Here is a 26,672-nt window from a genome sequence, read left to right as displayed (position 1 = left end):
GGCCACGGCGGTTCGGTCAACTCGGCTGCGGCAGTTCGCAGTTCTCGACCGTCGGGTTGACGCCGAGGTAGTTGAGCGGGCCCGCGATGATCGTGATCGCGATGGTGCCCAACGTGGCGCAATTCTGATCGCGTTCGGTGTAGTAACCGCGCTGGCCTGCGGCGAGAACGCCGATCAGCAACCACACCAGAACGACGATCGATGCGATTCGAGGTGTATTGCTCGTCATGGCAGTGCCTCTTGTTCTGCGGATTCTACGCATGATCAGTAGTAATGCCGACGGCCGCCGACCGGGCGCCCTAGGCCGCCGATCAGGGCCAGCGCCACGCCGACGACGAGAAGGATGACGCCCACCGTGTTGAGCAGTGGGATGCCGAAAACGAGTCCGGCTATGAGAAGGACTGCGCCGAGAAGAATCATTAGAGCTCACCTTGTTCGGTGTCGGGACTGTGGATACCGGTGGGCACCCACAGTTGCCGCATGCCCGCGATTCCGGAACCGAAACAGGCTGTGGCACAAAAGTCCCCGACTGTGACCAAACCCGGCCCGCCGTGACCTGACGTGTCGGTCGACGGCGGGCCGGGGGTGGGTCAGCGGCCGAAGATGGGCAGGGCCGCCGAGCCGGTCGAGGGTCCGCCCGAGCCGAGGTCGGCGTCGAACGAGCCGGTGCCGCTTCCTGCGTCGACCGAGCCCATCGAGCTGCCGGTGGGCGGGCCGAGTTCGACCGAACCGGACGGGAACAGGTCCCAATCGGCACCGCCGATCGCGTTGGCAGGGCCCGCGCCGAGCAGGGTCGTCGCGGCGAGCAGGGTCAAAAGACCGGCCCGCGTGGTGGATTTACGGATGGACATGGGGTGATACCTCCGAGCGCTTCGCTGTGATAGCACTGGAGACGTTAACTGAAATATGTGTGCTTCACACCGAATCGGGCCGGTCAGGCCTGAGGCCGCTGGCCGACTTCCATCTGCACCCTATAGCGATCGGAGCGATACCAGCTGGCCGTGTGCTCGATCGGCAGCTCCGCGCTGAACGACACCCGGTCGAAATGCAGTACGGGAGCGCCCTTCTTGATGCCGAGCAGCGCCGCGACGCCTGCCTCGGCGGCCTGGGCGTCGACGGTCTGCACCGCGCGTTCGATCGGCCTGCCGTACCGGTCGGCGGTGGTCCGGTAGATCGAACCGGTGAGGTCGTGCGAGATCAGGCCGGGCACCAGTTCCGGGTTGAACCAGGCGTCGTCGACGCTGACCGGATCGTCGTCGGCCAGCCGCAACCGGCGCACGTGATAGGCGAGCGCGCCTTGGGGCAGTCGCAGCGAGCGGGCGGTGGCCTCTGGCGCGACCGCCTCCTCGGCGACCAGCACCAGCGTGGTCGGATGATGGCCGAGCGCGCGCATCTCCTCGGTGAACGAGGCCAGGTGCAGCCGCGATTGCAGCGGCCGGTGCGCGACGAAGGTGCCCTTGCCACGCACCCGGACCAGATACCCTTCATTGACCAGTTGGCCCACCGCCTCACGCACGGTGATCCGGCTGACGCCGTAGTCCTGCATCAGGTTTCGCTCGCTGGTCAGCAGATCGCCCGGCTGTAGCTCGCGCGTGCACTTCTGCAGCAGGATCGCGCGCAGCTGTTCGTGTTTGGGCACTGCGCTGTCGCGCAGCGGTGCGGGCATCGCCAGTGGCTCCTTCTCTGGTAGGCCGACCGGTCCCTACTGGTCCTATCCGGTTGATTCGAGCGTACGCGACCGGCGCCGTGGAGCCCAGAGATCTCCGCGGTGATCAGCTGCCGTAGGGCCTGCACACGTCGATGGCGATGTCCTTGGACGCGTTGAAAGTGTCGATCACACCGTTGAGTTCGTCGGTGGGGACCCGGCGTTCGAGGGTGTCGGCGAGAGTGTTGGTCTTGGCGACGTAGTCGCGCAACGGCCCGGACAGCTCGGGGATCACGTCGGCGGTGATCCGGCGGTCGAGGTCCTTGGCACTGTTGCGCAGGGTGGTGACCGCCTCGGTGGCCTTGGCGTCGGCATCGGGCGCCTGATCGTTGGAGGCCTCGATGTAGGCGTTGAACGAGCCGACCGAGGTCTTGTTGGCCGAGCGAAGCCCGTCGCAGGCGGTGTCGTTGGCCTTCTCGATCTTGGCCGCCCGCGACGACGAAGCCGCCGCCGACGACGCCGCCACCTCGGAGGTGTAGGAGGCGAGCTCGCCCTGGTTCACCTCGGCGGTCCCTGGTACCTGCTTGGAACAGGCGCCGATGAAGATCACGCCGGTCACGGCGGCCGCGAGCGCGGTTCCGAGTCCCAGCCGTTCCAGTACTCGCATTTCTCTCTCCTGCCTCGAGATTGCAGGCACCGGTTGGGCCGGAGCCGAACATATCGACCGTACTGTCTGGTTCCGGGTGACGTCAGGTCGCGGTGGCGATTTCGATGATGAAACGAGACACGGCGCCGGGTGTTCGCCCCGGCGCCGCATCCGATCAGTTCTGCCCGAGCATCCCACGCATGGTGGCGATTTCGGACTCCTGATCAGCGATGATCTTCGTCGCGAGCGCACGCGATGCCGGGTTCACGCCGCTGTTCAGCTCGGTCTGGGCCATCCCGACGGCACCTTCGTGGTGGGCGATCATCATCTCCAACCACTGCTCGTCGAAATCGGCGCCGTCGGCCGCCTGCAGACTCGACATCTGCGCGTCGGTCATCATGCCGGGCATGTCGTGTCCGCCATGGCCGGTCGCACTCGGCGCGGGCTTGCCGAAACCGGTGAGCAGGTCGGTGATCTGCTGCATTTCCGGCGCCTGCGCCTGCTCGACCTGCGCGGCCAGCGCGATGAGCTGCTGGTTCTGGGTGTGGCTCGGCACCATCTTCGCCATCTCGACGGCCTGCGCGTGATGCGGGTACATCATCTGCAGGAACGTCACGTCGGCATCGTTGAAGTCGGTGCTCGCGGCCGCGCCGGTCGTGGTGGTGGTCGAGTGCTCGGTGGTGTGGGTGGTGGTGCTGTCGTCGCTGCAACCCGCCGCGAGCAAGACGGTGGCGACCGCGGCGACGAGAACATGGGTACGGCTGATGGACATGGTGATCCTCCTGGGGATTCGGGTGAGGTGTCGAAACCGGCGGGGCGCGCGGTGGTGCCGTGCCTGTCAGATCCGCAGAATCGCCAGTTGAGAAAGGGTGAGGACGGTCCATGGTGGTGGGCGCGCACGGCTGCCACGCCAGATTCTCGGTGTGCGCCGGGCGGTTTCGGCGGTGTCGCCGAGGCGGTAGAGCAGGACCAGGGTCAGTGCGATGGCGAGTGCGGCGAGGATGAAAACGCAGCCGTGGACGGCGGAGTGCTCGTCACAGCCCGCCGAGCCGCAGCCGGTGTGCGGGTCGGCCGGGGCGGCGAAGGCAGGGGAGACCTGGGCGGAGTGATCGCCGGTGGCATGGTGGTCGGTCGCGGACGGCGCCGGATCGAAGTGGTCGGCCGGGACGGCCGCAGCTTCCTGACCGTGCGCGTGGGCGGTGCCGAAGACCGCCGAATGCATCGCGACGATCCCGGCCAGCAGCATCAACACGGCGAGCGCCCTGGCGATGCCGGGTGCGCGCGCGGGATGCTTGTCCATCACGGTGGCCAGTCTAGCGAGCGTCCTCGCGATACCCGGTAGGGGTAGGACCTACTGGGTGGCGATGTCGACGACCAGGCGCGGGGGATCGGCAAGCACGGTGACAGCGAAAGGCGGCTGATCAGCGTCGATGCCGATGAAAGACTGGGTGACGCCCTCGTAGACGAGTTTCTTGTAGACCCCGGTGATGGCGGGCGCGCCCGGATCGGTCACCGGATCGGGCCCGGCGAACGGGGGCACGGTCGAATCGAACGGATATGCCGAGCCGAGGATGCGCACCTCGAGAATCGAGCGGCCTGCCACGTCGACGGTCTTGCCGCTGCCGTCCTGTACCGCGCTGTCGGCGTAGGACACCTGCCAGCCGGGCGCCCCGGTCCCGCCGAGCTCGAAGACCACCCGGTCGAAACCGGGCTGACGGCCGATGCGGATATCACTGACGGTCAACGCCGCGCCCGGTGAGGCCGCGCCGGACTTCGGGCCCGCGTCGGTGGGCACCTCGCCGGTGGCGTCGGCGAAGGTACTGGTGGTGCTCGTCGTCGTCGATGGCGTCGCGACCGGCGTGGTGTCGGTGCCGCAGCCGGCCACCGCGGCCACGGCGATCGACACGAACACGAGGGCGTTGCGCATGAGGCTGATGGTACGCAGAGTCGGTGGTGCGGTGGGCGAAGGAACGCGAGGTGTGTTCGGCTACGGGAAGATAGCTGGCGGCGGGCCCGGATGTGACGCTGGGGCAACGATCTAGCACACTTGCCGGGTGGACAGTGTTGAGGACGTATTCGACCGACTGCGCCGGTATCCAGATGTGGAGGCGCCGAACCTCTATGCCGTCGACGCCGCCGACCGGCTGATCCTCGACACCGCCGCCGACGCCCTCGCGGCCGTGGGTAGCGGTGAGGTTGCGGTGATCGGCGACGCGTACGGCGCGCTCACCCTCGGCGCCGCCGCGCGGCACGGACACACCGGCCTGCGCGTGCATCAGGACCTGATCACCGGCGAAGCGGCGCTGGCGGCCAATGCCAAGACCCTCGGACTCACCGACCGCTACACCACTCACGCCCTCGACGCCGACCTGCTCGCAGGCGCGCGGGTGGTCCTGATGCGGTTGCCGCGCATGCTGTCCGGTGTCGCCGAGATCGCCGAGGCGATCGCCCGCTACGCCGCCGACGACGTGGTGGTGTTCGCGGGCGGTCGCGACAAATACCTCACCCCGGCCATGAACGAGGTGCTCGCCGAATCCTTCGGGCAGGTCAGGGCGGGTCGGGGCAGGCAGAAGTCGCGGGTGCTCATGGTCAGCGAGCCGTTGCCGGTGGGCGAATCGCGGTTTCCGGTGAGCGAGCACGTCATCGAGATCGACGGCGATGTCGTCGCGTTCGGCGCGGCGTTCTCCGGCTCGCGCCTCGACATCGGCACCCGCTTCCTGCTCGAACACATGGACCGGATGAAGCCCGACGCGCGCGATGCCGTCGATCTCGGTTGTGGCACCGGAATTCTCGCGGTCGCGTTGGCCAAATCGCGCCCGCACATCCGGGTGGTCGGCACCGACCAGTCCGCCGCCGCCGTGGCTTCGGCGCGGGCCACCGCCGAGGCCAACGGGGTCGGCGACCGGGTGACGGTGGTGCGCGACGACGCCATGTCCTCGGCCGCCGACAACAGCGCCGACCTGGTGCTGTGCAATCCGCCGTTCCATGTCGGCGCGGCCGTGCACACCGGTTCGGCGATCAAGATGTTCGTCGAGACCGGGCGGGTGCTTCGTCCCGGCGGCGAGCTGTGGACGGTGTACAACTCGCACCTGAACTACCGCGGCGTGGTGGAGCGGATGGTCGGGCGCACCGATGTGATCGGCCGGAACCAGAAGTTCACGGTGACGCGGTCTGTGCGTGGTCTGCGCGACGTACAACGATAGGGCGACCCGAAAGCGGTAGAGTCCGATTTGTCCGAACGGGCGGCGGTGTGGTCCCTGGACTGGATCGCTGGGAACTTTGTCCGATCGTGGCGCGTTGAACAGGGCAGTTGGAGCTTCACAGCTACTCGTAACTCCAAGAAAGGCGCACGGTGCGTACCTCATCGAATCCGGTGTTCAAGAACCTTCCTCGCCAGGAGGGTGTCGGCGGTTACGCGAACTTCGGTTCGGGCGCAGCCGCGGCAGGCCAGTTCGGCAACCAGCAATACGGCGAATACGGGCAGCAGTACGGCCAGCAGTTCCAGCAGGCCCCCGCCACCCGCGCGATGACCATCGACGACGTGGTCACCAAGACCGGCATCACCCTCGCGGTGCTCACCGTCTCGGCGATCATCTCCTTCGCGCTGTCGAGCGCGAACCCGTCGCTGGCACCGCTGTTCGTCATCGGCGGCGGCATCATCGGCCTGGTGCTGGTCCTGATCGCGACCTTCGGTCGCAAGATGGACAACCCGGCCATCGTGCTGTCCTACGCGGCCTTCGAGGGCCTGTTCCTCGGCGCGCTGTCGCTGATGTTCACCGACGTCACCTTCGGCGGTGTGGGCGGCAGCGCCCTGATCGGCCAGGCGGTGCTCGGCACGTTCGGCGTGTTCTTCGGCATGCTCGTCGTCTACAAGACCGGCGCCATCCGCGTCACTCCGCGCTTCACCCGCATGATCATCGGTGCGATGGTCGGCGTGCTGGTGCTGACGGTCGGCAACCTGATCGCGAGCTTCTTCATGCCGGGTGGTTTCGGTCTGCGAGGTGACGAGAACGGCAACGGCACGTGGCTGGCGATCGTGTTCAGCCTGGTCTGCATCGCCATCGCCGCGTTCAGCTTCCTGTTGGACTTCGACTCCGCCGACCAGCTGATCCGCGCCCAGGCCCCCGAGAAGGCCGCCTGGGGTGTGGCGCTCGGCCTCACCATCACCTTGGTCTGGCTCTACGTCGAGATCCTGCGCCTGCTGAGCTACTTCCAGCGCGACTGATAGCCCATACGACAACGCGGCTCCCCACGTCGGTGGGGAGCCGCGTTGCTGTTTTCGGCCTTACAGGTTCATGGCAAGCGCGACGATGAGGAAACCGCCGCCTCGAACCCGAGGTGTGACGCTCCTGCTACCTCAGTGGCCGATGGATCCGGTGCTCAGGAAGCCCAGCAGATCGTGGCGGGTGATGACGCCGACCGGCTTGCCGTCTTCGACGACCATCAGCGCGTCGGAGTCCGACAGTGCCTTGGTGGCGGTGGAGAGGGGTTCGCCCGAACCGATCAGCGGGAACGACGGGCTCATGTGCTGGGCGACGGAGTCGGTGAGGTTGGCGCGGCCTTCGAAGACGGCCGAGAGCAGGTCGCGTTCGGTGACGCTGCCCGCGACTTCACCGGCCATGACCGGGGGTTCGGCGCCGACGACGGGCATCTGCGAGACGCCGTATTCGCGCAGGATCTCGATGGCGTCGCGCAGGGTTTCCGACGGGTGGGTGTGGACCAGGTCGGGCAGGGCGCCGGACTTGCCGCGCAGCACGTCGCCGACCAGCGGTTCCGGCCCCGCCTCGAGGGGAGTCTGGAGGAAGCCGTAGGAGCTCATCCACTTGTCGTTGAAGATCTTCGACAGGTAGCCGCGGCCACCGTCGGGCAGCAGCACGACCACCACGGCGTCGGGATCGCGACGGGCGACCTCGATCGCGGCGACCACGGCCATCCCGCACGAACCACCGACCAGCAGGCCTTCCTCGCGAGCCAGACGACGGGTCATCTCGAACGAGTCCGCGTCGGAGACGGCGATGATCTCGTCGGGGATCGACGCGTCGTAGGCGCTCGGCCAGAAGTCCTCGCCGACACCCTCGACCAGGTACGGACGCCCGGTGCCACCGGAGTACACCGAGCCCTCGGGGTCGGCGCCGATGATCTTGACCTTGCCGTCCGAGACTTCCTTGAGGTAGCGGCCGGTGCCGGAGATGGTGCCGCCGGTGCCGACGCCCGCCACGAAGTGGGTGATCTTGCCCTCGGTGTCGGCCCAGATCTCGGGACCGGTGGTCTCGTAGTGGCTGTCGGGGCCGCCCGGGTTGGAGTACTGGTTGGGCTTCCAGGCGCCTTCGATCTCGCGGACCAGGCGATCGGAGACGTTGTAGTAGCTGTCGGGGTGCTCCGGCGGCACGGCGGTCGGGCAGACCACGACCTCGGCGCCGTAGGCACGCAACACGTTGCGCTTGTCCTCGCTGACCTTGTCCGGGCACACGAACACGCACTTGTATCCGCGCTGCTGCGCGACCAGCGCCAGGCCCACACCGGTATTACCCGAGGTCGGCTCGACAATCGTGCCGCCGGGCTTGAGCAGTCCGTCCTGCTCGGCCGCGTCGATCATCTTGACCGCGATCCGGTCCTTGGAACTGCCGCCCGGGTTCAGGTATTCGACCTTCGCGGCCACCAGGCCCGCGTTGGGGCCGACCACCGAGTTCAGCCGAACAAGGGGGGTGTTGCCGATGAGATCGACGACATGATCCGCGATGCGCATGGTCCCGAGGGTAGCCGAGCACTTGCGCCCGACGCCGAGCGGAGGGCGCCCATCAGGTGGGCAAGTGGTCGATATCTCCGTCCTCGCGGACCCGCGTCGTAGAATTTTCCGATGTGAGCGCACCTCGAATCAGCTGGCGTACCGCTGTTGTCACCGGAGCGACGACGGTGCTCGCCGGATCGAGCGCCGGAACGGTCTCCTGGGCGACGTATCGATTGCTGATGACGCAGGCGGGTGCGGCGCGCGCGGTGATCGGCCGCGACACCTCCAAGCCGCCCGAAGCCGACGGTGTCTACGCGCCGGGTGCGATCCTGCCCGAGCCGTGGCGCAAGACCACCCCCGTCGACCTGCACCTCATGATCTTCGGCGACTCCACCGCGGCCGGGCTCGGCTGTCTCGGTGCCGCCGACGTGCCCGGCGTGCGCTTGGCACGCGGACTGGCCGACGCCACCGGCCTGCGAATCCGCTTGAGTACCAAGGCAATCTCCGGTGCCACCTCGAAAGGCCTGGCCGGGCAGGTCGACGCGATGTTCGTCGCGGGCCCACCGCCGGACGCCGCGGTGATCCTGGTCGGCGCCAACGACATCACCAAGAAGCACTCCATCCGAGCCTCCGCGCGCAGGCTCGCCGCCGCCGTCTCACGACTGCGCGAGGCCGACGCGCTGGTGGTGGTCGGCACCTGTCCGAACCTGGGCACCGTCACCGCGATCCAGCAGCCGCTGCGCACGATCGTCGCGAACTGGAGTGTGCGCCTGGCCAAGGCGCAGACGGTCGCGACCACCATCGCGGGCGGCATCGCGGTGCCGATGGGTTCACCGCTGGTCGCCTCCGAGTTCCGGGCCTCGCCCGAAATCCTGTTCGCCACCGATGGTTTCCATCCGTCGGCGGCCGGCTACGAACTGGCCGCCGCGCAGCTGCTTCCCGTGCTGATCGCCCAGGTGCGCGACCGCCCTGCTCTTCCCGTGGGGCAGCTGGAGACGTAGATTCGAAGACGACCGGCATGTAAACAGCCGTTCACATCAATCATCGCGAAAAGGAGTCCTCATGCCCGAGGCCGTCATCGTCTCCACCGCCCGTTCCCCCATCGGCCGTGCCGTCAAGGGGTCGTTGGCGGGCATGCGCCCGGACGACCTGACCGCGCAGATGGTGCGGGCCGCGCTGGCCAAGGTGCCCTCGCTGGACCCGACGCAGATCGACGACCTCATCCTCGGCACCGGTTCCCCCGCCGGTGAGGGCGGCTTCGGCATCGGCCGCAACGTGGCGGTCCAGCTCGGCCTCGACGTCGTCCCCGGCACCACCGTGCAGCGTTACTGTGCATCCTCGTTGCAGACCACCCGGATGGCCTTCCACGCGATCAAGGCGGGCGAGGGCGACGTGTTCATCTCCGCCGGTGTGGAAACCGTCTCGCGCTACGCCAAGGGTTCGGCCGACAGCTGGCCCGACACCAAGAACCCCGAATTCGCCGAGGCCGAGGCCCGCACCGCCGAGGCCGCCAAGGGTGGCGCCGGTGTGTGGCACGACCCGCGCCAGGACGGCCTGCTCCCCGACGCCTACATCGCGATGGGCCAGACCGCGGAGAACGTCGCGTCGCTGACCGGCATCTCGCGCGAAGACCAGGACCGCTGGGGCGTGCGCTCGCAGAACCGTGCCGAGGAGGCCATCAAGGCAGGCTTCTTCGAGCGCGAGATCACCCCGGTGACCCTGCCCGACGGCTCGATCGTCAGCAAGGACGACGGCCCCCGCGCCGGCGTCACCTACGAAGCCGTCAGCCAGCTCAAGCCGGTCTTCCGCCCCGACGGCACCGTCACCGCCGGCAACTGCTGCGCCCTCAACGACGGCGCCGCCGCCTTGGTCATCATGAGCGACACCAAGGCCAAGGAACTGGGCCTGACCCCGCTGGCCCGCATCGTCTCCACCGGCGTCTCCGGCCTGTCGCCCGAGATCATGGGCCTCGGCCCGGTCGAGGCCGTCAAGCGCGCCCTGGCACTGGCGGGCAAGTCGATCTCCGACATCGACCTGTTCGAGATCAACGAAGCCTTCGCCGTCCAGGTCCTCGGCTCGGCCCGCGAACTGAAGATCGACGAAGACAAGCTCAACGTCTCCGGCGGCGCGATCGCGGTCGGCCACCCCTTCGGCATGACCGGCGCCCGCATCACCACCACCCTGCTGAACAACCTGCAGACCTACGACAAGCAGTTCGGCGTGGAAACCATGTGCGTCGGCGGCGGCCAGGGCATGGCCCTGATCATCGAACGGCTCAGCTGAGATAAACCAAAAGCGGCCCACCTCGATGAGGTGGGCCGCTTTTGGTCTAGCCGACCAGGCTAGCTCGACCGCTCCGGCGGCTAGTTGAGCGTTTCTTCGATGGTCGTAGCGGTGAGGATTTGGTCGGCCCAGCGGTGCAGGTCTCGGGGATCGGCGGACCTGACACGACGGATGGTCGATTCGGGTACATCACCGAATTTGCGCCAGAGTAGCCGGATCAGCAGGTCGGCCTCGCCTTTGGCTTGGCCTTCGGCACGCAGCATTTCTCCGGTAGTCATAATGACCTCCCTCGCGTGCGGATCGAGTCGCTTGATCAGCGGATCGAAGTCCGCCGGAACAGTTTTGCTGACAGTCGTAATATACGTGACCACGGCTTGAAGGTCACGGTCCCCGCCTGGGACTTTAGCCATCGCGGACAGGTCGGCGACCAGCGGCATCATCGTGACTCCGAGGTCTTTGCGGCCCGAGGCGTTCTGTTGCAAGAACAGCATCACGCGGACGGCGGGGGTCAGTGGACGTTTCTGGAGGTCGGCCAGGTCGGTGCGCGCGATGTCATCGAGGATGAACCGCATTCGTGGGACGAGGTCACCGAGTGAATCCCGCAATGGCGCGGACAGCGCGAACAGTTGTGAGAGGTCCGTCGGCGCTTTCCACCGGTATCCGCGCGGGCTGGTGTGGAGTACGACCGGGATGACGATCGGCAGAGTCTTGGTGTTGGGGTGGGTGTCGACGTACTGGGTCCAGATGTTGACCATGTATTCGGTCAGGCGCAGGGCCATGAGGTGGTCGTTGCTGCTTTGGTGTTCGATGAGGAAGTAGATGATGGCTTGTTCGCCGTTGATTTCGGCTGAGAACGGTAGGTCGGTGTAGCGCGACCGGAGTTGGGGTGAGACGAAGCTGCCCGGCAGTAGGCGTAGGGTTTTCCAGTTCACCTGTTGGACAAGATGTTCGGGCAGAACCGAGCGTAGTTCCGAGGCTGCGTTGGCTGTTCGGCCGAGAATGAGGCGTGTGAAGGCGTCGTGGGGGTTCGATGGTTGCTCGGCCATGGCTACACCGTAATGTCGGTGCGATTTTGCCTGTTTGCAGGTTATGTGAAACAGGTTGCTAGGTAAGAGATCTGGTGAGGCCCTTCTGGACTGCGGCGGTGCGGATGGCGTCTACTACCAGGAGCAGCGCGGCTCGACCTGCTGAATTGGTGCGGTAGGCCAAGGAGACTGTGCGGGTGAGGGGGTCGGTGAGGGTGACGATGTCTACGCCGGGTGGGCGTAGGGCGAGGCCGAGGTCCGAGACCAGGGTGACGCCGAGGCCGGCGGCGACCATGGCCATGGCGGTGGCTTGTTCTTCCAGTTCGTGGTCGATGCGGGGGCGCAGGCCTGCGGATTGGAAGGCCAGGCGGGCCGCGTGGCCGAAGTGGGAGCGGGCGGGGGCGATGATCCAGGGGTGTTCGGAGAGTTCGGCGAGGGTCACGTTCGGTGCGGGGACCGCGCCGGAGGGGACGGCGGCGTGGATGCGTTCGACACCGATGATGGCGCGTTCGAGGCCACGGTCCCAGGTCATCGGGTAGTTGGAGTAGTCGAGCACGAACGACAGGTCGAGGGTGCCGTCGAGAACCGCCGCGGCGGTGGACTCCGGCGCGAGTTCGGTGGTGCGGACCAGGATGCCGGGGTGTGCGGCGGCGAGGGTGGTGAGTGCGTCGGGGAGCAGGCCTGCGGCCACCGACGCCCAGACCCCGGCCGTGATCGTCGCGGTGACCGAGCCGCCCGCTTCTTCGAGGGCCTGGGTCGCGCGTTCGACGGCGGCCAGGATTTCCTCGGCGTGTTCGGCGAGCACGATCCCGAGGTCGGTGAGTTGCACGCGGCGTCCGCGTCGTTCGAACAGGCGGGTGCCCGCGTCGCGTTCGAGTTGCGCGAGCTGTTGGGAGACCGCCGACGCGGTGTAGTGCAGAGCCGCCGCGGCGGCCGTGATCGTGCCACGCCGGTGTAGTTCGCGCAGCATTCGCAGGCGGGCCAGTGACAGGTCCATGCCATCGAGGGTAAGGAATGTGCAGCAACGGTGAACGGTGCCGTGAACGAACCGTAAATAGACGCGCGCTCATGGGGTGCCGCACGCTGGTGCTACCAGGGACGACGAGGTCCGCTACGGCCGTGAACGAGGAGGTGGGCACCATGACGATGCTGAACCCGGGTCCGAGCACATCGCAGGCTGTTTCGGGAATACCCACTACTCGTCGTTGCGAACCATATATGCGGCTGCACTGGACGGATTCGGCCACCGACGCGGTCGGCTACCTCGTCGTCCACACCCTGCGCGGTGGCCTGGCCACCGGCGGCACCCGGATGCGAGCCGGTTGTTCCTTGACCGAGGTCGAGGACCTCGCACGCGGCATGGCCAACAAGACCGCCACGTTCGACCTGCCGATCGGCGGCGCCAAAGGCGGCATCGACTTCGACCCCAAGGACCCGCGCGCCGTGGAAGTGCTCGAGCGATTCTGCGAGGCGATGCGCCCGTGGCTCGACGCGCACTGGGTGACCGCAGAAGACCTCGGCGTTCCACAGCACCTGATCGACGAGGTCTTCGAAAAGCTCGACCTCGGTCAGAGTTACCACGCCGCGATCCGCCGCGCCGCCGACCCGGCAGCCACTTTGGAGCGAGTCCGCAACGGCCTCAACGCCGCCGTCGACGGCGGTTTCCTGCTCGGTGACGTCATCGGCGGTTACGGCGTCGCGCACGCCTGTCTCGCGACCGCGGTGCAGTGGGGCCAGGCGCCTGCGCAGACCACGGCCGCGATCCAAGGTGTCGGCACGATGGGCGGGGCGGCGGCCTACTACCTGCACGAGGCCGGCATGAAGATCACGACCGTCGCCGACGCCGCGGGCACCCTGTACTGCGCCGACGGCCTCGACATCCCGGCCCTGCTCGACCTGCGCGACGGCTACGGCGAGATCGACCGCTCCCGCCTGCCCGAGGGCATCGAGCAGCAGCCGCGCAACGCCATCATCGCGGCCGACGTCGATATCCTTGTGCCAGCGGCTATTTCGTACGCGATCACCCCGGACAACTCCTACGACATCCGGGCCCGCGTCATCGTCGAAGCCGCCAACGCCGCCACCACCCCCGAAGCCGAGGCCATGCTCGCCGCCCGCGGCATCCCGGTCCTGCCCGACTTCGTCGCCAACGCGGGCGCGGTGGCCTGGGCTTGGTGGCTGCTCCTCGGCGAAGTCGACGACACCCCGGCCACCTCCTTCGACCGCCTCCGCACCACCATGCACAACAAGGTCGCACAGCTACTGACCGCCTGGTCCGACGAAGGCGTCAGCCCGCGCGAGATCGGCCACCGCTGGGCCGCCGACCCGGCACCCCTCACTGGACCGGTCGTCATTCCCTGATAACACCGAAGACGCGACTTCCCGCCGGACTGGTCCACTCGCCCGGCGAGTTCGTCACGGGCCCGAAGCCCGCGGCTGCCTCGGAACACAGAGGCGGTGCTGTCTCGAAACAGCAGACAGCACCGGCTCTCGATCAGCGCGTGAGCATCGAGTGCACGTCCACCCACTGATCCGGGTGGACGTAGGCGACCACGGTGTCGTCGGCGATACCCGCCGCTGCCAGGGCTTCGTCCGCGCCGTGGTAGCGGGTGCGCAAGGAAGCGCGGACTGTGCCGCCTATTCCCGAGAAGGCGGTCCGCACGAGTTCTGTGTAGGAATCGCGATGGGAGACAAGGGGTTTCGCTCGACGCGCGATCCGCACGATCGCTGAGTCGACCGACGGAATCGGGCGGAAGCTGGTGCGTGGCACCTGCCCGTGGAGTTCCCAGGTGAACCACGGCCAGGTTGTCGCGGTCAGGAGACTCCAGCGCCCGTAGTCGCCGGTGCGTTTGCGGGCGTATTCGCGTTGGGTGAGCAGGGTCGCCGACGTCAGTGCCGGTGCGGTCAGGCACCAGTCCACGATGTCGGCCGTCGCGGAGAACGGGATGTTCCCGACGACGGCGAAGGGCTCGCGGGGAGCCTTGGCCTTGGTGAAATCACCACGGACAACACGAATTCCGTCCTCGGAACGTGTCTGCGCCGAGAGCTTGGCCGCGAGCAGCGGATCGATCTCGTACGCGGTGACCTGCGCACCCCGTCGAGCGAGGGCACGTGTCAGAATGCCTTCGCCCGCACCGGGTTCGAGGACGATCCCCGTCGGATCGGCCACGGTCACCATCGAATCGACGGCGCCACTATCCACCAGAAAGTTCTGGGAGAGAGTCCTTCTCGCGTGATCACGTGCGGTGCGCCCGCCACCTTTACCGGTGACCTTGCGCTGAGTGTGTGAGTAGTTTCGGTGTGCGAAATCCTGCGCCACGGCAGTTGCCCCTTCGGGTCTTCGAGTTGTTGGAGGCTCGAAGGGCCCTTGGCGCGCCGGTGGACGCCGATGAAGTTATCCGCGTCCGCTAGCGGGCCAGAGCCCGGTGGTGGCGGATGCGAATGAAGAAGTGGCACGACATGGGAACGAACTCTAGAAACCGAGTCAACTGTGGCGCAACCGAATTTATGGACGGCGGGGACGGTTCCGGTCGACGCCGCGTAGACCAGCGCCGAACGGATCGAGAGGACTAGGTGGTGTTCACACGGGAGGTCGACCGCACTGCTGATGCGGCGGCGACGATCGCACTGTTGATGGAGATCTCCCCGCGCATGCCGGGTGCGGCGACCATGTCGCCCACCAGGTAGATACCGTCGCCGCGATCGATGGCAGGCCGGTCACGCCATGTGGTTCCGGGCAGATCCAGTGCGCCCGTGCGGCCCTTGGCGGTGGATGTGCGACGGAAAGTGTTGCGCGCACGCCAGTCCGGGATGGTGGCGTCGGCGAACAGTTCCAAGCGCTGATGGGCTTCATCGCGGGACTCGTTGTCGCGCACCGGCATCTGGAGTTGGTAGAGGGATTCCCCTGCGGGAGCGATGGTGTCGTCCTGCATGGTGTAGCTCTCGTGGAAACCGCCCTCGTCGAGATCGAAGACAATGCTGCGGTCTCGGCGGTCCAAGGTGGCGCCGAGGTCGAGAAGAGCCGCGAAGCCGCTGGTGCCCCGCAGTGTGTCGTCGCCGAGCAGGCGCCGAGCGGAGTCGAGGTCGGTGGCGACGATGACCGGTCCGCCGGTGGGCAATTCGGTGATCCGCGAACCGGTTTCGATATCGACGCCGAGTTCGGTCGCACGGTCGACCATGCGATCCATCGTCTGCTGCCAGCCGCCGCGCACCCAGCGCACCGCCGGCACCACGGGGCCGAGCACGCGCTGGAACAGGCCCCAGACGAACGCGGCGGAGAGTCTGCCGGTGTCGGCGTCGTAGGTGGCCACGCTGATCGCATTGGCGACCTGGGTGGCGGTGCGCTCACCCCAGCGCTCGGTGGCCCAGGTGTGGAAGTCCACGTCGACGGGGGCCTGCAACCACTTGCGTGACTGCGCCCGCAACATCCCGAGCGGTGGCACTCGCCGGATCACACCGTCGGTGCGGAACCCGAGTTTCATGGCGTCGGCGAGCCCCGGCCACCCGAGTCCGGCGACGAAACCGCGCTCCTTCAACCAGGTGTAATGCGGGCCGTCGGCGTAGAACACGTGCGCGCCCTCGTGCGCCACGTGTGGCGGCGGTGTCGCACGACCGCGCCCGCCGAGCGTTTTGTGCGCCTCGAAAAGCCGTACCGGAGCCCCGGTTTCAGCTGCGGCGATCGCGGCCGTGAGTCCGGCCAGCCCGCCCCCGACCACGGTGATGGGTGTACTCATCTTGGGTCCTCTCCTTCGGAATCCGCCCAGTCGAGCCGGGCGGCGATCATCTCTGCGGTAGCTCGTAGATAGCGATCGGTATCGATGCCGGCCGGGTGGTCGCCGTCGAAGATGTCGCGCATGATCCAGAAGTGGGCGAGCGCGCCGACCAGCACCGCCGCGGTGGCGTCCCAGTCCTGCTCGCCTGCCCGCTCGTCGGCGAGTTCGACCAATCCGCGGGTGACCATCGACATCACCACCGCGTACTCCTGCTGCCGGAAGACCTCCAACAGGGGGGTGGGAATCGAATTGTCCCGCAACAGAATTCGGGTGATATCGCGATCGTGGTCCAGGCGTGCCAAGCCGATCCCGCACAGCGCGACGATCTTGTCGACGGTGCCGCTCGACGGCCTGATCGCGTCCAGCACCGCCGCGACGGAGAACGAGGGCGCCAGGAACTGCTCCCACTCGCCGCGGTCGTTGAGCCGCGTGTCCACCGCCTGCACCAGCAGTTCGTCCTTGGACTTGAAATGCCGGTACAGCGCCCCTGACCCACCTGACAGCCCCGCCGCCCGCTCGATCTGCGCGACGGAGGTCTTGGCGAAGCCCTGTTCCCCGAACAGGCGCAGTGCCTCGGTCATGATCCGCTCCCGCGACGTGGGTGACTCGCTGTAAGTAACCACTTACTTACAGTGGCTCGAGTGCCCGACGAGCGCAAGACCCGATGCATCACTGTGCCACTGACCGGCCGTGAGCGAATTCGTCGCTACTCGGCAGATTCAATGAGGATTGCCTGGGTAACCACCACAAACAGGTGCTTCGGCAATTCAGCCGCACTGATCGGTATGAGCGAAAGGAAAGGCCGTGGATACCTCCGTCATTGCGATAGATTTCCAGCAGGGCTTGACCGACGCGTGGAGTTCGGTCGCGCAGTTCGTCCCCAAAGCAGTGGCATTCATCGCCATACTTCTCGTCGGCTGGATCATCGCGAAGGTAGTCGCCAAGATCGTGAAGGCGGTGCTCGAGCGCGTCGGATTCGACAAACTGGTCGAACGCGGCGAACTGCGGAAAATGCTGTCCCGCAGTAAATATGATGCTTCCGGCATTCTCGCCAAGATCGCCTACTACGCGATTCTGCTGATCGCGCTGCAGGTCGGTTTCGCGGTGTTCGGGCCGAACCCGGTCAGCGCGCTGCTCACCAGCATCGTGGCCTGGCTGCCCAAGGCGGCGGTCGCGATCGTGATCGTGGTGATCGCGGCGGCCATCGCCCACGCGGTGAGTGAACTGGTCTCCAATGTCCTGGGCGGGCTGTCCTACGGGACCATGCTCGGCCGGATCGCGGCGGTATTCATCTGGGGTATCGGCATCATCGCCGCGCTGAACCAGATCGGCGTCGCGACCTCGGTGACCACCCCGATCCTGATCGCCGTGCTCGCCACCATCGGCGGCATCCTGGTGGTGGGCGTCGGTGGCGGTCTGGTGCGGCCCATGGAGCAGCGCTGGAATGGCTGGCTCGGCAATCTGGAATCGGAGATGCCCGCGATGAAGGGGCATGCCGAGGCCTACCAGCGTGGCCGTGAGGACGCCGCGCGTCAGGGCTCGCAGGTGGCGCCGAGTGCGACCCAGCGGGTCACCCCCGGTGTGGGCGAACCCGGCTGGGGTGGTGAAACAGCTCGATGACCAACCGGCGTCGGCGCACCGTTACCTTTTCGGGTGGCGGGGCGCCGTCGTCGTTCTAATCGGCGTACGCGCACACTGCGGCAAGACGTAATTGCAACCAGTCGGCGGCGAGCCAGCTATCCGGTGCGCCCGCGAAGAATCCGTCGGCACCCTCGGCGAAATGATCGAGAAGTCCGCGCACATAACCGGCGAGCAGAATGACGAGCGGCACCCGCGCCGAATTCTCTACGCCGAGTTCGAGAATGTCGCGCACCGCGGCAGCGTGCTGATCCAACTGAGCCGACAGTGCGGGCACCGTCGCGGCGACGGCTGCCGCGGGCACTCCGAAGTCGGTGTTCAACTGCTGTAATTGTCGTTGCGCCGAAAGTTCGAGCAACGCGGGACCTGGCGCAAACATTGCAATATGATAGCAATCTATCCGGCATAGTTGAAATTGTCCTGTTTCAAGATCAATAATGCCGCCGGGCGAATATGACGCAACATCGAACGCGCTCGATCGAATTCCGTTGAGCGCAACCGCGGTCGCTGTGCGAGCCCCTGCTGACCTGTCGAACAGGGCAGCGAACCGCGAGTTCCCCGCGCAGACCGGAACGGTGGGCCCGGTCGACGAGACCCGATCGATACTGCTCCGGTTGCGCGAACCGGGCCCCCGATGGACTCTGAGTGGGTATAACCGTTCCGAGTCAACTTTCGGCAAACCAGCTCGGCGAGCGAAAGGATCCGCAGTGCAGGTCACCGACCCGGCCGTTCAACTGGTCGGCATGAGCCCGGTTATCGCAGCTAGCGCAGGGTATTCAGCACAGACGAAAATCGTCGGCGTTTGGCAGAGCTCGCCCTATGCGCCACTGCTCGGACGTCTTGCCGCAGCGATCATTTGGGGTTGCGGCGGTGTCGCCGGGCTGACCGTGATCGGCATTCCCGCGGCGATCACCGTGCCCATCGCGCTGACCGTGCTCACGGTGGTGCTCGTGATGCTCGCCGCGGCCTTCGCGAGCGGGATGATCAGGCCGCGACCGGCCGGTACCTGATCTATCGGAAGGCGTTGGCGTCGGTGAGTGCTTTGCCGATGACCAGTTGATGCACCTCGGCCGTACCCTCGTAGGTGAGCACCGATTCCAGGTTGTTGGCGTGGCGCAGGACGGGATAGTCGAGGGTGATTCCGTTGGCGCCCAGGATGGTCCGGCATTCGCGCGCGATCTTGATGGCTTCACGGGTGCTGTTCAGCTTGCCCGCGCTGATCTGCTCGCCGGTGATCTCGTGGCGATCCTTCAACCGGCCCAGGTGCAGCGCGAGTAGCTGCCCCTTGCCGAGTTCGAGTGCCATATCGGCCAGCTTGGCTTGCGTGAGTTGGTAACCGGCGAGGGGCTTGTCGAACACCTCACGGGTGCGGGAGTAGTCGATCGCCGCGGTCAGGCAGTCGCGCGCGGCGCCGAGCGCGCCGAAGATGATGCCGAATCGTGCTTCGCTCAAACAGGCCAGTGGCGAACTGAGGCCGCGTGATTCGGGCAGCACCGCATCGGTGGGCAAGCGCACATCATCGAAATCCAGTGCGGCGGTGATGGATGCGCGCAGCGACAGCTTGCGGTGGATCTCGCGCGTGGTGAAACCTGGTGTGCCGGAAGGGACAAGGAACCCACGCACCCGCGGCTTGTCCGCGCCCGGCTCGTCGGCGTAGGCCCAGACGACGGCGATATCGGCCACCGACCCATTGGTGATCCACATCTTGGACCCGTTGAGCACCCAGTCGTCACCATCGCGCCGTGCCCGCGTGCGCATCCCGCCGGGATTGGACCCGAAGTCCGGTTCGGTGAGCCCGAAGCACCCGATCATCTCACCGGCCGCCATCGCGGGCAGGTACTGCTGCTTCTGCTCCTCTGACCCGAAGAAGTGGATGGCCGCCATCGCCAGCGAGCCCTGCACCGACACCATGCTGCGCACGCCGGAGTCGATGGCTTCCAGCTCCTGACACGCGAGTCCGTACGCCGTGGCCGACGCGCCCGCGCAGCCGTAGCCCTCGAGGTGCATGCCGAGCAGTCCGAGCTTGCCCAGTTCCGGCGCGATCTCACGGGCAGGGAAGGTGCCCTGTTCGAACCAGTCGGCCAGGTGCGGTCGCAGCCTACGTTCGCCGAATCGCGCCACCGTGTCGCGGATTTCGCGCTCCTCGGACGAGAGCAGCGGATCGATGGCGAACAACTCTTCGACAGTGACCATGGCGTGAGCTTAACCGCAGTACCACGCCCGAATCCGACACTTCGGCCATGCCAATACCCCTACGAAAGCACGCGAAGCGAGCCAACTAGTCTGGGGCAATGAGTGAGCTGGGATTCTCCACCAGGGCCGTGCACGCCGGATACGAACCCGATCCTCAGACCGGTGCGGTCAACGTGCCCATCTACGCGAGCTCGACCTTCGCCCAGGACGGCGTCGGCGGCATGCGCGGTGGCTATGAGTACGCGCGCACCGGCAACCCCACCCGCACGGCACTGGAAGCCAACCTCGCCGCCCTCGAATCGGGCAGTTACGGGCGCGCCTTCGCCTCGGGCATGGCGGCGACGGACTGTGCGCTGCGCGCCATGCTGCGCCCCGGCGACCACATCGTGATCCCCGACGATGCCTACGGCGGCACCTTCCGGCTCATCGACAAGGTCTTCAGCCAGTGGGGCATCGAGCACTCGCCCGCCCACATCGCCGACCTCGACGCGGTCCGCGCGGCCATCCGCCCCAACACCAAGCTGGTGTGGATCGAAACCCCCACCAACCCGCTGCTGAGTATCGGTGACATCCCCGCGCTGGCCGATATCGCCCACGAGGCCGACGCGAAGCTGGTCGTGGACAACACCTTCGCCACCCCGTACCTGCAGCAGCCGCTGCTGCTCGGCGCCGACGTGGTGCTGCACTCGACCACCAAGTACATCGGCGGCCACTCCGACGTCGTCGGCGGCGCGCTGATCACCAACAGTGCCGACCTCGACAAGGATTTCGCGTTCCTGCAGAACGGTGCGGGCGCGGTCCCCGGCCCGTTCGACGCCTTCCTCACCATGCGCGGCATCAAGACCCTGGCCGTACGCATGGAGAAGCACTGCGACAACGCCGAGGTTATCGCGAACTTCCTGACCAACCACCCGGCCATCTCGCAGGTCATCTACCCGGGCCTGCCCACGCACCCCGGTTACGAGATCGCGCAGAAGCAGATGCGTCGCAGCGGCGGCATGATCTCGGTGCGCCTGGTCGGTGGCCGGGAAGCGGCGCTGAAGTTCTGCTCGCGCACGGAGATCTTCACCCTGGCCGAATCGCTCGGCGGCGTCGAATCGCTCATCGAACACCCCGGCGCGATGACGCACGCGAGCACCGAGGGCTCGGCTCTGGAAGTTCCCGCCGACCTCGTCCGCCTCTCGGTCGGTATCGAGGACATCAGCGATCTACTCGCCGACGTCGAGCAGGCGCTGAGCTGAGCAGGGCCACCCGAACATGACGAAGCGGCCGCATCCGAGTATCGGGTGCGGCCGCCTGCGTTCGGGTTCTAGATCTTCAGCGCGCTCAGCTGTGGTACGGCTCCGCGCTGACCAGCGTGACCTTCATGGTGTTGCCATTGGGGAGTGTGTACTCGCGGGTCTCGCCCACCTTGGCGTCGATCAGCGCACCGCCCAGCGGCGAATTCGGCGAGTAGGCCTCGAGGCCGGTGGCGCCCAAGCCCTCTTCGCGAGTCGCGATCAGGAAGGTCTCGGTATCGCCCTCGTCGCCGTCGTAGTAGACCGTGACGACCGAACCCGGCAGTGCCACACCGGACTTGGTGGGGGCGACGCCGACCTTGGCGTTGTTCAGCAGTTCCTGCAGCTGGCGGATACGCGCCTCCTGCTGACCCTGCTCTTCGCGCGCGGCGTGGTAGCCACCGTTCTCCTTGAGGTCGCCTTCTTCGCGACGCTCGTTGATCTCGGCGGCAATGACCGGACGATTGGCAATGAGCGAGTCGAGCTCGCCCTTGAGCCTGTCGTGCGACTCCTGGGTAAGCCAGGTCACATTCTCGGTCATCTCGATCACTCCCTAGTAGTTGTTCCCGGCGCACCGGGATTCCCTGAAACCGGCGCTATCCCTCCCGGAGGAGGGCATGCACCAGCCCGACGGCTGGAGCGATCCTGGGGGTGAACCCGATACCCGCAAACAGCACCGCTGGCCGCCAATGCAGCAAACACGGCTCCGAACCCCGGAACCGTGTATCAGACCATTTTAGCATGTCTCACAAATATGCAGGTCAGGCCAGTCAGGCGGGCTATTCCGCTCGTAGGTAGCCCGGAACCTGGTCGCTGCAACCGTAGATGTCGCCCGCCGAGGGGCGCGCGGATGACTTCACCGTAGTGCTGATCTGCACGCTGGTCGAATCCGATCCGGGCACGAGAACTTCGCGTCGCCCGACCTCGGCGCCGTCGCGATCCATCGCCCGGACGAAGCAGACCACGGCCTGCTGGGGGTTGTCGCGGGTGACCTTGACGCGCATGTCCAGGGTGGAATCATCGACGACCACATAGCCCAGCTGCTCGGTCTCGACCGCCTTCGGGCCGTATTTCTGGAAACCCAGATAGGCGACCGCGAACCCGGCCGCGACGACGCCGACACCGAGCAAAACCAGCACCCACACGCGACGCACGGGCGGTTTCGTACCGTATCGATCGGCGTGTCGCGCTGCTGCGGTGGCGGAGTCGGGGGCGGGTTCGGTCATCGGTTTCGCGCTCCCGGGGGTGGTCGGAACAAACAGGGGGTCGGATGGAACTATAGGTAACGACATCTGACACCCGCGAGCGAGAGCGACGGTGAACGAGAAGTGAGTGGCCTTCGCCTCATGGCAGTGCACGCCCACCCCGACGACGAATCGAGCAAAGGCGCCGCCACGATGGCGCGCTACGCCGACGAGGGTGCCGAAGTGCTGGTCGTGACGTTGACCGGCGGGGAACGCGGCAGCATCCTCAACCCGGCGATGGATACCCCCGGCGTGCTCGACCGCATTCTGGATGTGCGCCGCGAGGAGATGGCCGCCGCGGCCGCCGCGCTCGGTGTGCGTCAGCACTGGCTGGGTTTCATCGACTCGGGCCTGCCCGAGGGTGACCCGCTGCCGCCGCTGCCCGAGGGTTGCTTCGCGCTCGTTCCGCTCGAGGAGTCGACCGAGGCGCTGGTCCGGGTGATCCGCGAGTTCAAACCGCAGGTCATGACGACCTACGACGAGAACGGCGGCTACCCGCACCCCGACCACATCCGCTGCCACGAGGTGTCGATGGCCGCCTACGAGGCCGCCGGTGATCCCGAGGCGTTCCCGGACGCCGGGCCGCCGTGGACGGTGTCGAAGATCTACTACGACCACGGTTTCTCGGTGAAGCGGCTGGCCGCGTTCGCCGCGGAGTACGAGGCCAACGGCGAACCGTTCCCCCTGCAGGAGTGGCTGGACCGGATGAAGGAGTTCGGCCGCGAGGACATGTGGGGCCGGATCACCACCCAGGTCGAATGCTCGAAATACTTCCCCCAGCGTGACGACGCCCTGCGCGCGCACGCGACTCAGATCGATCCCAACGGCGCGTTCTTCGCGATCCCGTTGGAGATGCAACAGCGGCTGTGGCCGACCGAGGAGTTCGAATTGGCCAAGACGCGCGTTTCCACCGCCATCCCGGAGACCGACCTGTTCGCCGGCATCGAGGACGCTGACCGGTGATGTTGGTCTACCTCGCACAGCAACCCACCGGCCCCGAATTCGGCAAGGCCTCCCCGCTCGGCCTGCTGGTCATCCTGATCCTGCTGGCAGGCACCGTCCTGCTGGTGCGCTCGATGAACAAGCACCTCAAGGGCCTACCCGAAACCTTCGAACCCGAACACCCGGAACCGGACCAGAAAGCCGACGAGGGCACCGACCCCGGCGTGATCACGGCCGAGGATGCCGAACCGAAGACGAGTAGTTAGCGCGCTGCGGCGAGATCGGCGACGAGTTCGCCGACCAGGTCGCGCGCGGCGGTGGCATGCTCGGCCACCGACCGCGGCGCTCCGCTGGCGTTGAGTTCGATCATCGTGTTCATCAGACCGAACAGGGCGATGAGACGGCGCAACGCGGCGCGACGCTCCGATGCGGTCATGGGCGCGGTGGTTACGGGCATGTTCACAACTAAGGCATCGTCGCAGGTCGCGGTAGTGTTTCGCGCTTTATCAAACCGACGCCTCGGCAACCATCAGCCGTGCGTAAGAGAGTCGGTTGGTTGACTCGTCACCAATCGATGAGGTTGAGTTCGTGCAGGCGGCGGAAGACCATCATCGAGCCTGGTGCGACGTGTTCCATGGCCTCGTACTCGCTGCCGGTGAAGTAGCGGAATTCGGCGATTTCGCCGGTGGCGTGGGGTTCGCCGGTGAGTTCGGCACGGAAACAGGTCATGTGCAGGCCGGTGTTCCTGGCGTGCCCGTAGGCCTCCGCCTCGAAGATGCCGAGCTCGGCGACACCGGCGAGGCCGACGCCGAGTTCTTCCTCGATCTCGCGATGTAGCGCCTGTAAAGGGGTCTCGCCGGGGTCGATCTTGCCGCCCGCCATGTAGAAGACCTCTTTGCCCTCGGGGCGCGTCTGAATCAGCCTGCGGTCGCGGACATGGGCGAGGGCGGCGGTGCGGATCATGGGTTCACTCTAGGGAGCGATCGGCTCCGGTTCACGTCGAACCGCTCTGGTGTCTGGGTCAGTTCGTGATGGTAGGGGTGTCGGAGCCGGTCAGGGCGCGGGAGGTGTCTTTGAGGTCGACACCGGAGCGGCCGAGTGCCCGAGCGCCCGCGACCAGGCCCGCCACCACGCGGGCCGCGTCGGTGTAGGTGAGGCCGTCGGGCGGGTGGATGTTGGAGATGCAGTTGCGTTCGGCGTCGGCGCGGCCGGGGCGCGGCAGGTGGGTGAGGTAGATGCCGAGGCTGTCGGCGACCGAGAGGCCGGGGCGTTCGCCGATGATGACCAGCACGGTGCGCACACCCATGGCCTCGGCGATATGGTCGCCGAGTGCGACCCTGGCCTGGGTGGCGATGACCGGCGGGGCGAGGGTGTAGCTGTCGCCGAGTTCTGTTGCGAGAGCGGACAACAGGCCGGGGGCGTGCTCGGTGAGGGCCAACGGGGACAGGCCGTCGGCGAGGACGAAGCCGATGTCGGCGCCGGTGTTCGGGACCGCGGTCAGGTCGTCGGGCAGTCTGCCGAGGTCGGGGCGGCGCAGGTATTCGGCGCGATCGGCCGCGCGGCTGGCGACGGTGACCGGGGTGCCGAGGCCGACGGCGGTGATCTGCTCGGTGAAGGTCGCGACGTCGAGGGGTAGATGCACGGCGTCGCGGGCAGCGGCGTGGGCGGCGCGCAGTGCGAGGACGTCTGTTGTCGGCAGCGCGTCGCCGGTGCGGCCCAGCCCGATCCGGGCCTGCGTGCTGCTGCGAAGATCCCGCCAGAAGTCCTCGGCGACAGTCGATTCGGCCGCATCGGGAATGGGCTGGTTCACAGACGGTTCCGTCCTGTCTCGATCATCGGGTGCCTGTCAGGGCGCGCAGGGGCGAGGACAGCGGCTCTACTTGTCGCACACGGCCGTTCGCGTCGAGCATGCCAAGGCTCGACAGCCACGCCTCGAATTCCGGTGCGGGACGCAGGTTCAGGACCTGCCGGGCGTAGAGCGCGTCGTGGAACGACAGGCTCTGGTAGCCGAGCATCACGTCGTCGGCGCCGGGCACTGCGATGACGAACGCGCAACCGGCCGCACCCAACAGCGTGAGCAGGGTGTCCGTGTCGTCCTGGTCGGCCTCGGCATGGTTGGTGTAGCAGACGTCCACCCCCATCGGCAGGCCGAGGAGCTTGCCGCAGAAGTGGTCTTCGAGCCCGGCGCGGATGATCTGTTTTCCGTCGTAGAGGTATTCGGGTCCGATGAAGCCGACGACCGTATTCACCAGCAGCGGTTGCAGATCCCTCGCGACGGCGTAGGCGCGCGCTTCGAGTGTCTGTTGGTCGACAGGCCGATCACCGACGCCCAGATGGGCATTCGCGCTCAGCGCCGAGCCCTGCCCGGTTTCGAGGTACATCACGTTGTCGCCGACGGTGCCGCGTCCGAGCGAACGCCCGGCCTCGTTCCCTTCACGCAGCAGCGAAATGTTCACGCCGAAGCCGGTATTCGCGCCCTCGGTACCCGCGACGGACTGGAACACCAGGTCCACCGGCGCGCCCTCTTCGATCAAGCCGATGGTCGTGGTGACGTGGGAGAGCACGCACGACTGGGTGGGGATGTCGAAGCGCACGCGCACTTCGTCGAGCAGGTGCAGCAGGTCCGAGGTGGCCTGCGGTGAATCGGTGGCGGGGTTGATCCCGATCACCGCGTCGCCGCAGCCGAGGAGCAGGCCGTCCAGGGTGGCGGCGGCGATGCCTCGCGGATCGTCGGTCGGGTGGTTGGGTTGCAGCCGGGTGCTCAGGCGGCCGGGCAGCCCGATGGTGGTGCGGAATCCTGCCGTGACCTGGGTGGCCTTGGCCACGGCGATCAGATCCTGGTTGCGCATGATCTTGCTGACCGCGGCCACCATTTCCGGCGTCAGCCCCGGCGAGACCGCGGCCAAGGTCACCGCCGAATCCTCGGTGGCGGCGACCGCGAGCAGCCAGTCGCGCAGCCCACCGACGGTCAGATGCGCGATCGGCGCGAACGCCACCCGGTCATGGCTGTCGATGATCAGCCGGGTGACCTCATCGGTTTCGTAGGGCACCAGCACGTCGTTGAGGAACGTGGTCAGCGGCACCTCGGCCAAAGCCCATTGCGCCGCAGCACGTTCGGCGTCGGTCTCGGCCGCGCATCCCGCGAGTTCGTCGCCGCTGCGCAGCGGCGTGGCTTTCGCCATCAGCTCGATCAAGCCGTCGAAGGTGTAGGTCGTGACGCCGATTGTGCTGCGGTACACGGTCATCCCTTTCGCTAGATTTCATCGGCCGGTCGAAACC

At 66.9% G+C, this 26,672-nt stretch carries 32 protein-coding genes; 10 read left to right on the top strand and 22 right to left on the bottom strand.

Translation table 11 applies throughout. The features are described 5' to 3' along the window. Positions 1-16 precede the first annotated feature (16 nt). From ACFWUP_RS07080 to ACFWUP_RS07045, 8 genes are all read right to left on the bottom strand, one after another. Positions 17-229, bottom strand: a complete 213-nt coding sequence (locus ACFWUP_RS07080; protein WP_379231628.1) for a hypothetical protein — start codon at positions 227-229, stop codon at positions 17-19. 35 nt (positions 230-264) lie between these two features. After that, positions 265-420, bottom strand: coding sequence for a DUF6131 family protein (locus tag ACFWUP_RS07075; RefSeq protein ID WP_379231626.1), 156 nt, complete (start codon positions 418-420; stop codon positions 265-267). Positions 421-590: 170 nt separating this feature from the next. Beyond that, the gene (locus ACFWUP_RS07070) at positions 591-851 is read right to left on the bottom strand and encodes a hypothetical protein (RefSeq protein WP_379231625.1); all 261 of its coding nucleotides are present in this window, start codon (positions 849-851) and stop codon (positions 591-593) included. Positions 852-934: 83 nt separating this feature from the next. Next, entirely contained in the window at positions 935-1,666 is a 732-nt protein-coding gene (locus ACFWUP_RS07065; RefSeq protein ID WP_379231623.1) for a GntR family transcriptional regulator, read from the bottom strand. A 106-nt stretch (positions 1,667-1,772) separates the two neighbouring features. Next, positions 1,773-2,312 (bottom strand): hypothetical protein, encoded by a 540-nt coding sequence (locus ACFWUP_RS07060; protein WP_379231621.1) that lies wholly within the window; start codon positions 2,310-2,312, stop codon positions 1,773-1,775. A gap of 154 nt (positions 2,313-2,466) precedes the next feature. Next, complete coding sequence (locus tag ACFWUP_RS07055) at positions 2,467-3,063, bottom strand: DUF305 domain-containing protein (RefSeq protein WP_379231619.1); 597 nt, start codon at positions 3,061-3,063, stop codon at positions 2,467-2,469. Positions 3,064-3,129: 66 nt separating this feature from the next. Then, on the bottom strand, positions 3,130-3,591 hold the full coding sequence (locus tag ACFWUP_RS07050; protein ID WP_379231753.1) for a DUF6153 family protein: 462 nt from the start codon (positions 3,589-3,591) through the stop codon (positions 3,130-3,132). A 51-nt stretch (positions 3,592-3,642) separates the two neighbouring features. Then, complete coding sequence (locus ACFWUP_RS07045; protein ID WP_379231617.1) at positions 3,643-4,218, bottom strand: hypothetical protein; 576 nt, start codon at positions 4,216-4,218, stop codon at positions 3,643-3,645. 127 nt (positions 4,219-4,345) lie between these two features. Here ACFWUP_RS07045 and ACFWUP_RS07040 point away from each other — a divergent pair, with 127 nt between their 5' ends. Both ACFWUP_RS07040 and ACFWUP_RS07035 read left to right on the top strand, forming a co-directional pair. Further along, positions 4,346-5,494 (top strand): class I SAM-dependent methyltransferase, encoded by a 1,149-nt coding sequence (locus tag ACFWUP_RS07040; protein ID WP_379231615.1) that lies wholly within the window; start codon positions 4,346-4,348, stop codon positions 5,492-5,494. Between the two features lie 149 nt (positions 5,495-5,643). After that, positions 5,644-6,516: a Bax inhibitor-1/YccA family protein gene (locus tag ACFWUP_RS07035; protein WP_379231613.1), complete on the top strand. Its 873-nt coding sequence runs from the start codon at positions 5,644-5,646 to the stop codon at positions 6,514-6,516. Between the two features lie 132 nt (positions 6,517-6,648). On the opposite strand, the gene ACFWUP_RS07030 is transcribed toward ACFWUP_RS07035, so the two are convergent. Beyond that, positions 6,649-8,037 carry a cystathionine beta-synthase gene (locus tag ACFWUP_RS07030; RefSeq protein WP_379231611.1) on the bottom strand — a complete coding sequence of 463 codons (1,389 nt, stop codon included), beginning with the start codon at positions 8,035-8,037 and terminating at the stop codon, positions 6,649-6,651. 113 nt (positions 8,038-8,150) lie between these two features. Here ACFWUP_RS07030 and ACFWUP_RS07025 point away from each other — a divergent pair, with 113 nt between their 5' ends. Both ACFWUP_RS07025 and ACFWUP_RS07020 read left to right on the top strand, forming a co-directional pair. After that, the gene (locus ACFWUP_RS07025; protein WP_379231609.1) at positions 8,151-9,020 is read left to right on the top strand and encodes an SGNH/GDSL hydrolase family protein; all 870 of its coding nucleotides are present in this window, start codon (positions 8,151-8,153) and stop codon (positions 9,018-9,020) included. 61 nt (positions 9,021-9,081) lie between these two features. Beyond that, complete coding sequence (locus ACFWUP_RS07020; protein WP_379231607.1) at positions 9,082-10,302, top strand: acetyl-CoA C-acetyltransferase; 1,221 nt, start codon at positions 9,082-9,084, stop codon at positions 10,300-10,302. A gap of 80 nt (positions 10,303-10,382) precedes the next feature. On the opposite strand, the gene ACFWUP_RS07015 is transcribed toward ACFWUP_RS07020, so the two are convergent. Both ACFWUP_RS07015 and ACFWUP_RS07010 read right to left on the bottom strand, forming a co-directional pair. Beyond that, positions 10,383-11,348, bottom strand: coding sequence for an Rpn family recombination-promoting nuclease/putative transposase (locus ACFWUP_RS07015; protein ID WP_379231605.1), 966 nt, complete (start codon positions 11,346-11,348; stop codon positions 10,383-10,385). 58 nt (positions 11,349-11,406) lie between these two features. Next, complete coding sequence (locus tag ACFWUP_RS07010) at positions 11,407-12,324, bottom strand: LysR substrate-binding domain-containing protein (RefSeq protein WP_379231603.1); 918 nt, start codon at positions 12,322-12,324, stop codon at positions 11,407-11,409. A gap of 143 nt (positions 12,325-12,467) precedes the next feature. Between ACFWUP_RS07010 and ACFWUP_RS07005 the strand changes: the two genes are divergently transcribed. Continuing rightward, positions 12,468-13,688 carry a Glu/Leu/Phe/Val dehydrogenase dimerization domain-containing protein gene (locus ACFWUP_RS07005; protein WP_379231601.1) on the top strand — a complete coding sequence of 407 codons (1,221 nt, stop codon included), beginning with the start codon at positions 12,468-12,470 and terminating at the stop codon, positions 13,686-13,688. A gap of 133 nt (positions 13,689-13,821) precedes the next feature. Here ACFWUP_RS07005 and erm read toward each other — a convergent pair whose 3' ends face one another. From erm to ACFWUP_RS06990, 3 genes are all read right to left on the bottom strand, one after another. Beyond that, the gene (gene erm, locus ACFWUP_RS07000; protein ID WP_379231599.1) at positions 13,822-14,646 is read right to left on the bottom strand and encodes a 23S ribosomal RNA methyltransferase Erm; all 825 of its coding nucleotides are present in this window, start codon (positions 14,644-14,646) and stop codon (positions 13,822-13,824) included. 250 nt (positions 14,647-14,896) lie between these two features. Further along, positions 14,897-16,060, bottom strand: coding sequence for an NAD(P)-binding protein (locus ACFWUP_RS06995; RefSeq protein ID WP_379231597.1), 1,164 nt, complete (start codon positions 16,058-16,060; stop codon positions 14,897-14,899). Continuing rightward, the gene (locus ACFWUP_RS06990; protein ID WP_379231595.1) at positions 16,057-16,680 is read right to left on the bottom strand and encodes a TetR family transcriptional regulator; all 624 of its coding nucleotides are present in this window, start codon (positions 16,678-16,680) and stop codon (positions 16,057-16,059) included. Before ACFWUP_RS06990 ends, ACFWUP_RS06995 begins: the two co-directional genes overlap by 4 nt. Positions 16,681-16,903: 223 nt before the next feature. On the opposite strand from ACFWUP_RS06990, the gene ACFWUP_RS06985 reads away from it, so the two are divergent. After that, entirely contained in the window at positions 16,904-17,719 is an 816-nt protein-coding gene (locus tag ACFWUP_RS06985) for a hypothetical protein (protein WP_379231593.1), read from the top strand. 55 nt (positions 17,720-17,774) lie between these two features. On the opposite strand, the gene ACFWUP_RS06980 is transcribed toward ACFWUP_RS06985, so the two are convergent. Continuing rightward, positions 17,775-18,116: a DUF6401 family natural product biosynthesis protein gene (locus tag ACFWUP_RS06980; RefSeq protein WP_379231591.1), complete on the bottom strand. Its 342-nt coding sequence runs from the start codon at positions 18,114-18,116 to the stop codon at positions 17,775-17,777. A gap of 328 nt (positions 18,117-18,444) precedes the next feature. On the opposite strand from ACFWUP_RS06980, the gene ACFWUP_RS06975 reads away from it, so the two are divergent. Continuing rightward, positions 18,445-18,747 (top strand): hypothetical protein, encoded by a 303-nt coding sequence (locus ACFWUP_RS06975; RefSeq protein WP_379231589.1) that lies wholly within the window; start codon positions 18,445-18,447, stop codon positions 18,745-18,747. A 1-nt stretch (position 18,748) separates the two neighbouring features. Here the strand turns inward: ACFWUP_RS06975 and ACFWUP_RS06970 are convergent, their stop codons facing one another. After that, on the bottom strand, positions 18,749-19,930 hold the full coding sequence (locus ACFWUP_RS06970; RefSeq protein WP_379231587.1) for an acyl-CoA dehydrogenase family protein: 1,182 nt from the start codon (positions 19,928-19,930) through the stop codon (positions 18,749-18,751). 98 nt (positions 19,931-20,028) lie between these two features. On the opposite strand from ACFWUP_RS06970, the gene ACFWUP_RS06965 reads away from it, so the two are divergent. Further along, positions 20,029-21,171, top strand: a complete 1,143-nt coding sequence (locus tag ACFWUP_RS06965) for a cystathionine gamma-synthase (protein ID WP_379231585.1) — start codon at positions 20,029-20,031, stop codon at positions 21,169-21,171. 85 nt (positions 21,172-21,256) lie between these two features. Here ACFWUP_RS06965 and greA read toward each other — a convergent pair whose 3' ends face one another. Both greA and ACFWUP_RS06955 read right to left on the bottom strand, forming a co-directional pair. Beyond that, on the bottom strand, positions 21,257-21,748 hold the full coding sequence (gene greA, locus ACFWUP_RS06960) for a transcription elongation factor GreA (RefSeq protein WP_056813695.1): 492 nt from the start codon (positions 21,746-21,748) through the stop codon (positions 21,257-21,259). A gap of 238 nt (positions 21,749-21,986) precedes the next feature. Continuing rightward, positions 21,987-22,433, bottom strand: a complete 447-nt coding sequence (locus tag ACFWUP_RS06955) for a DUF4307 domain-containing protein (protein ID WP_379231583.1) — start codon at positions 22,431-22,433, stop codon at positions 21,987-21,989. Positions 22,434-22,553: 120 nt separating this feature from the next. On the opposite strand from ACFWUP_RS06955, the gene mca reads away from it, so the two are divergent. After that, a complete protein-coding gene (mca, locus tag ACFWUP_RS06950) occupies positions 22,554-23,414 on the top strand; it encodes a mycothiol conjugate amidase Mca (protein ID WP_379231581.1) in 861 nt (286 codons plus the stop codon). Next, entirely contained in the window at positions 23,414-23,659 is a 246-nt protein-coding gene (locus tag ACFWUP_RS06945) for a hypothetical protein (RefSeq protein ID WP_379231751.1), read from the top strand. Before mca ends, ACFWUP_RS06945 begins: the two co-directional genes overlap by 1 nt. Here ACFWUP_RS06945 and ACFWUP_RS06940 read toward each other — a convergent pair. The 4 genes from ACFWUP_RS06940 to ACFWUP_RS06925 form a co-directional block, all read right to left on the bottom strand. Next, positions 23,656-23,829, bottom strand: coding sequence for a hypothetical protein (locus ACFWUP_RS06940; RefSeq protein ID WP_379231579.1), 174 nt, complete (start codon positions 23,827-23,829; stop codon positions 23,656-23,658). The genes ACFWUP_RS06945 and ACFWUP_RS06940 overlap by 4 nt on opposite strands. Positions 23,830-23,957: 128 nt before the next feature. Continuing rightward, complete coding sequence (locus ACFWUP_RS06935; RefSeq protein ID WP_379231577.1) at positions 23,958-24,356, bottom strand: NUDIX domain-containing protein; 399 nt, start codon at positions 24,354-24,356, stop codon at positions 23,958-23,960. Between the two features lie 58 nt (positions 24,357-24,414). After that, a complete protein-coding gene (gene eutC, locus ACFWUP_RS06930) occupies positions 24,415-25,203 on the bottom strand; it encodes an ethanolamine ammonia-lyase subunit EutC (RefSeq protein ID WP_379231575.1) in 789 nt (262 codons plus the stop codon). Positions 25,204-25,225: 22 nt separating this feature from the next. After that, entirely contained in the window at positions 25,226-26,638 is a 1,413-nt protein-coding gene (locus tag ACFWUP_RS06925; RefSeq protein ID WP_379231574.1) for an ethanolamine ammonia-lyase subunit EutB, read from the bottom strand. Between the last annotated feature and the right edge of the window lie 34 nt (positions 26,639-26,672).

This window comes from Nocardia sp. NPDC058658, from assembly GCF_042716665.1.
GTDB lineage: Bacteria > Actinomycetota > Actinomycetes > Mycobacteriales > Mycobacteriaceae > Nocardia.
This window is presented reverse-complemented; position numbering and strand designations above follow the sequence as displayed.

Coding starts and splice junctions, on each gene's coding strand:
- ACFWUP_RS07080 (WP_379231628.1), bottom strand. CDS start 229: ATGACGAGCAATACACCTCGAATCGCATCGATCGTCGTTCTGGTGTGG.
- ACFWUP_RS07075 (WP_379231626.1), bottom strand. CDS start 420: ATGATTCTTCTCGGCGCAGTCCTTCTCATAGCCGGACTCGTTTTCGGC.
- ACFWUP_RS07070 (WP_379231625.1), bottom strand. CDS start 851: ATGTCCATCCGTAAATCCACCACGCGGGCCGGTCTTTTGACCCTGCTC.
- ACFWUP_RS07065 (WP_379231623.1), bottom strand. CDS start 1,666: ATGCCCGCACCGCTGCGCGACAGCGCAGTGCCCAAACACGAACAGCTG.
- ACFWUP_RS07060 (WP_379231621.1), bottom strand. CDS start 2,312: ATGCGAGTACTGGAACGGCTGGGACTCGGAACCGCGCTCGCGGCCGCC.
- ACFWUP_RS07055 (WP_379231619.1), bottom strand. CDS start 3,063: ATGTCCATCAGCCGTACCCATGTTCTCGTCGCCGCGGTCGCCACCGTC.
- ACFWUP_RS07050 (WP_379231753.1), bottom strand. CDS start 3,591: ATGGACAAGCATCCCGCGCGCGCACCCGGCATCGCCAGGGCGCTCGCC.
- ACFWUP_RS07045 (WP_379231617.1), bottom strand. CDS start 4,218: ATGCGCAACGCCCTCGTGTTCGTGTCGATCGCCGTGGCCGCGGTGGCC.
- ACFWUP_RS07030 (WP_379231611.1), bottom strand. CDS start 8,037: ATGCGCATCGCGGATCATGTCGTCGATCTCATCGGCAACACCCCCCTT.
- ACFWUP_RS07020 (WP_379231607.1), top strand. CDS start 9,082: ATGCCCGAGGCCGTCATCGTCTCCACCGCCCGTTCCCCCATCGGCCGT.
- ACFWUP_RS07015 (WP_379231605.1), bottom strand. CDS start 11,348: ATGGCCGAGCAACCATCGAACCCCCACGACGCCTTCACACGCCTCATT.
- ACFWUP_RS07010 (WP_379231603.1), bottom strand. CDS start 12,324: ATGGACCTGTCACTGGCCCGCCTGCGAATGCTGCGCGAACTACACCGG.
- ACFWUP_RS07005 (WP_379231601.1), top strand. CDS start 12,468: ATGACGATGCTGAACCCGGGTCCGAGCACATCGCAGGCTGTTTCGGGA.
- ACFWUP_RS06995 (WP_379231597.1), bottom strand. CDS start 16,060: ATGAGTACACCCATCACCGTGGTCGGGGGCGGGCTGGCCGGACTCACG.
- ACFWUP_RS06990 (WP_379231595.1), bottom strand. CDS start 16,680: ATGACCGAGGCACTGCGCCTGTTCGGGGAACAGGGCTTCGCCAAGACC.
- ACFWUP_RS06980 (WP_379231591.1), bottom strand. CDS start 18,116: ATGTTTGCGCCAGGTCCCGCGTTGCTCGAACTTTCGGCGCAACGACAA.
- ACFWUP_RS06970 (WP_379231587.1), bottom strand. CDS start 19,930: ATGGTCACTGTCGAAGAGTTGTTCGCCATCGATCCGCTGCTCTCGTCC.
- ACFWUP_RS06965 (WP_379231585.1), top strand. CDS start 20,029: ATGAGTGAGCTGGGATTCTCCACCAGGGCCGTGCACGCCGGATACGAA.
- greA (WP_056813695.1), bottom strand. CDS start 21,748: ATGACCGAGAATGTGACCTGGCTTACCCAGGAGTCGCACGACAGGCTC.
- ACFWUP_RS06955 (WP_379231583.1), bottom strand. CDS start 22,433: ATGACCGAACCCGCCCCCGACTCCGCCACCGCAGCAGCGCGACACGCC.
- mca (WP_379231581.1), top strand. CDS start 22,554: ATGGCAGTGCACGCCCACCCCGACGACGAATCGAGCAAAGGCGCCGCC.
- ACFWUP_RS06945 (WP_379231751.1), top strand. CDS start 23,414: ATGTTGGTCTACCTCGCACAGCAACCCACCGGCCCCGAATTCGGCAAG.
- ACFWUP_RS06940 (WP_379231579.1), bottom strand. CDS start 23,829: ATGACCGCATCGGAGCGTCGCGCCGCGTTGCGCCGTCTCATCGCCCTG.
- ACFWUP_RS06935 (WP_379231577.1), bottom strand. CDS start 24,356: ATGATCCGCACCGCCGCCCTCGCCCATGTCCGCGACCGCAGGCTGATT.
- ACFWUP_RS06925 (WP_379231574.1), bottom strand. CDS start 26,638: ATGACCGTGTACCGCAGCACAATCGGCGTCACGACCTACACCTTCGAC.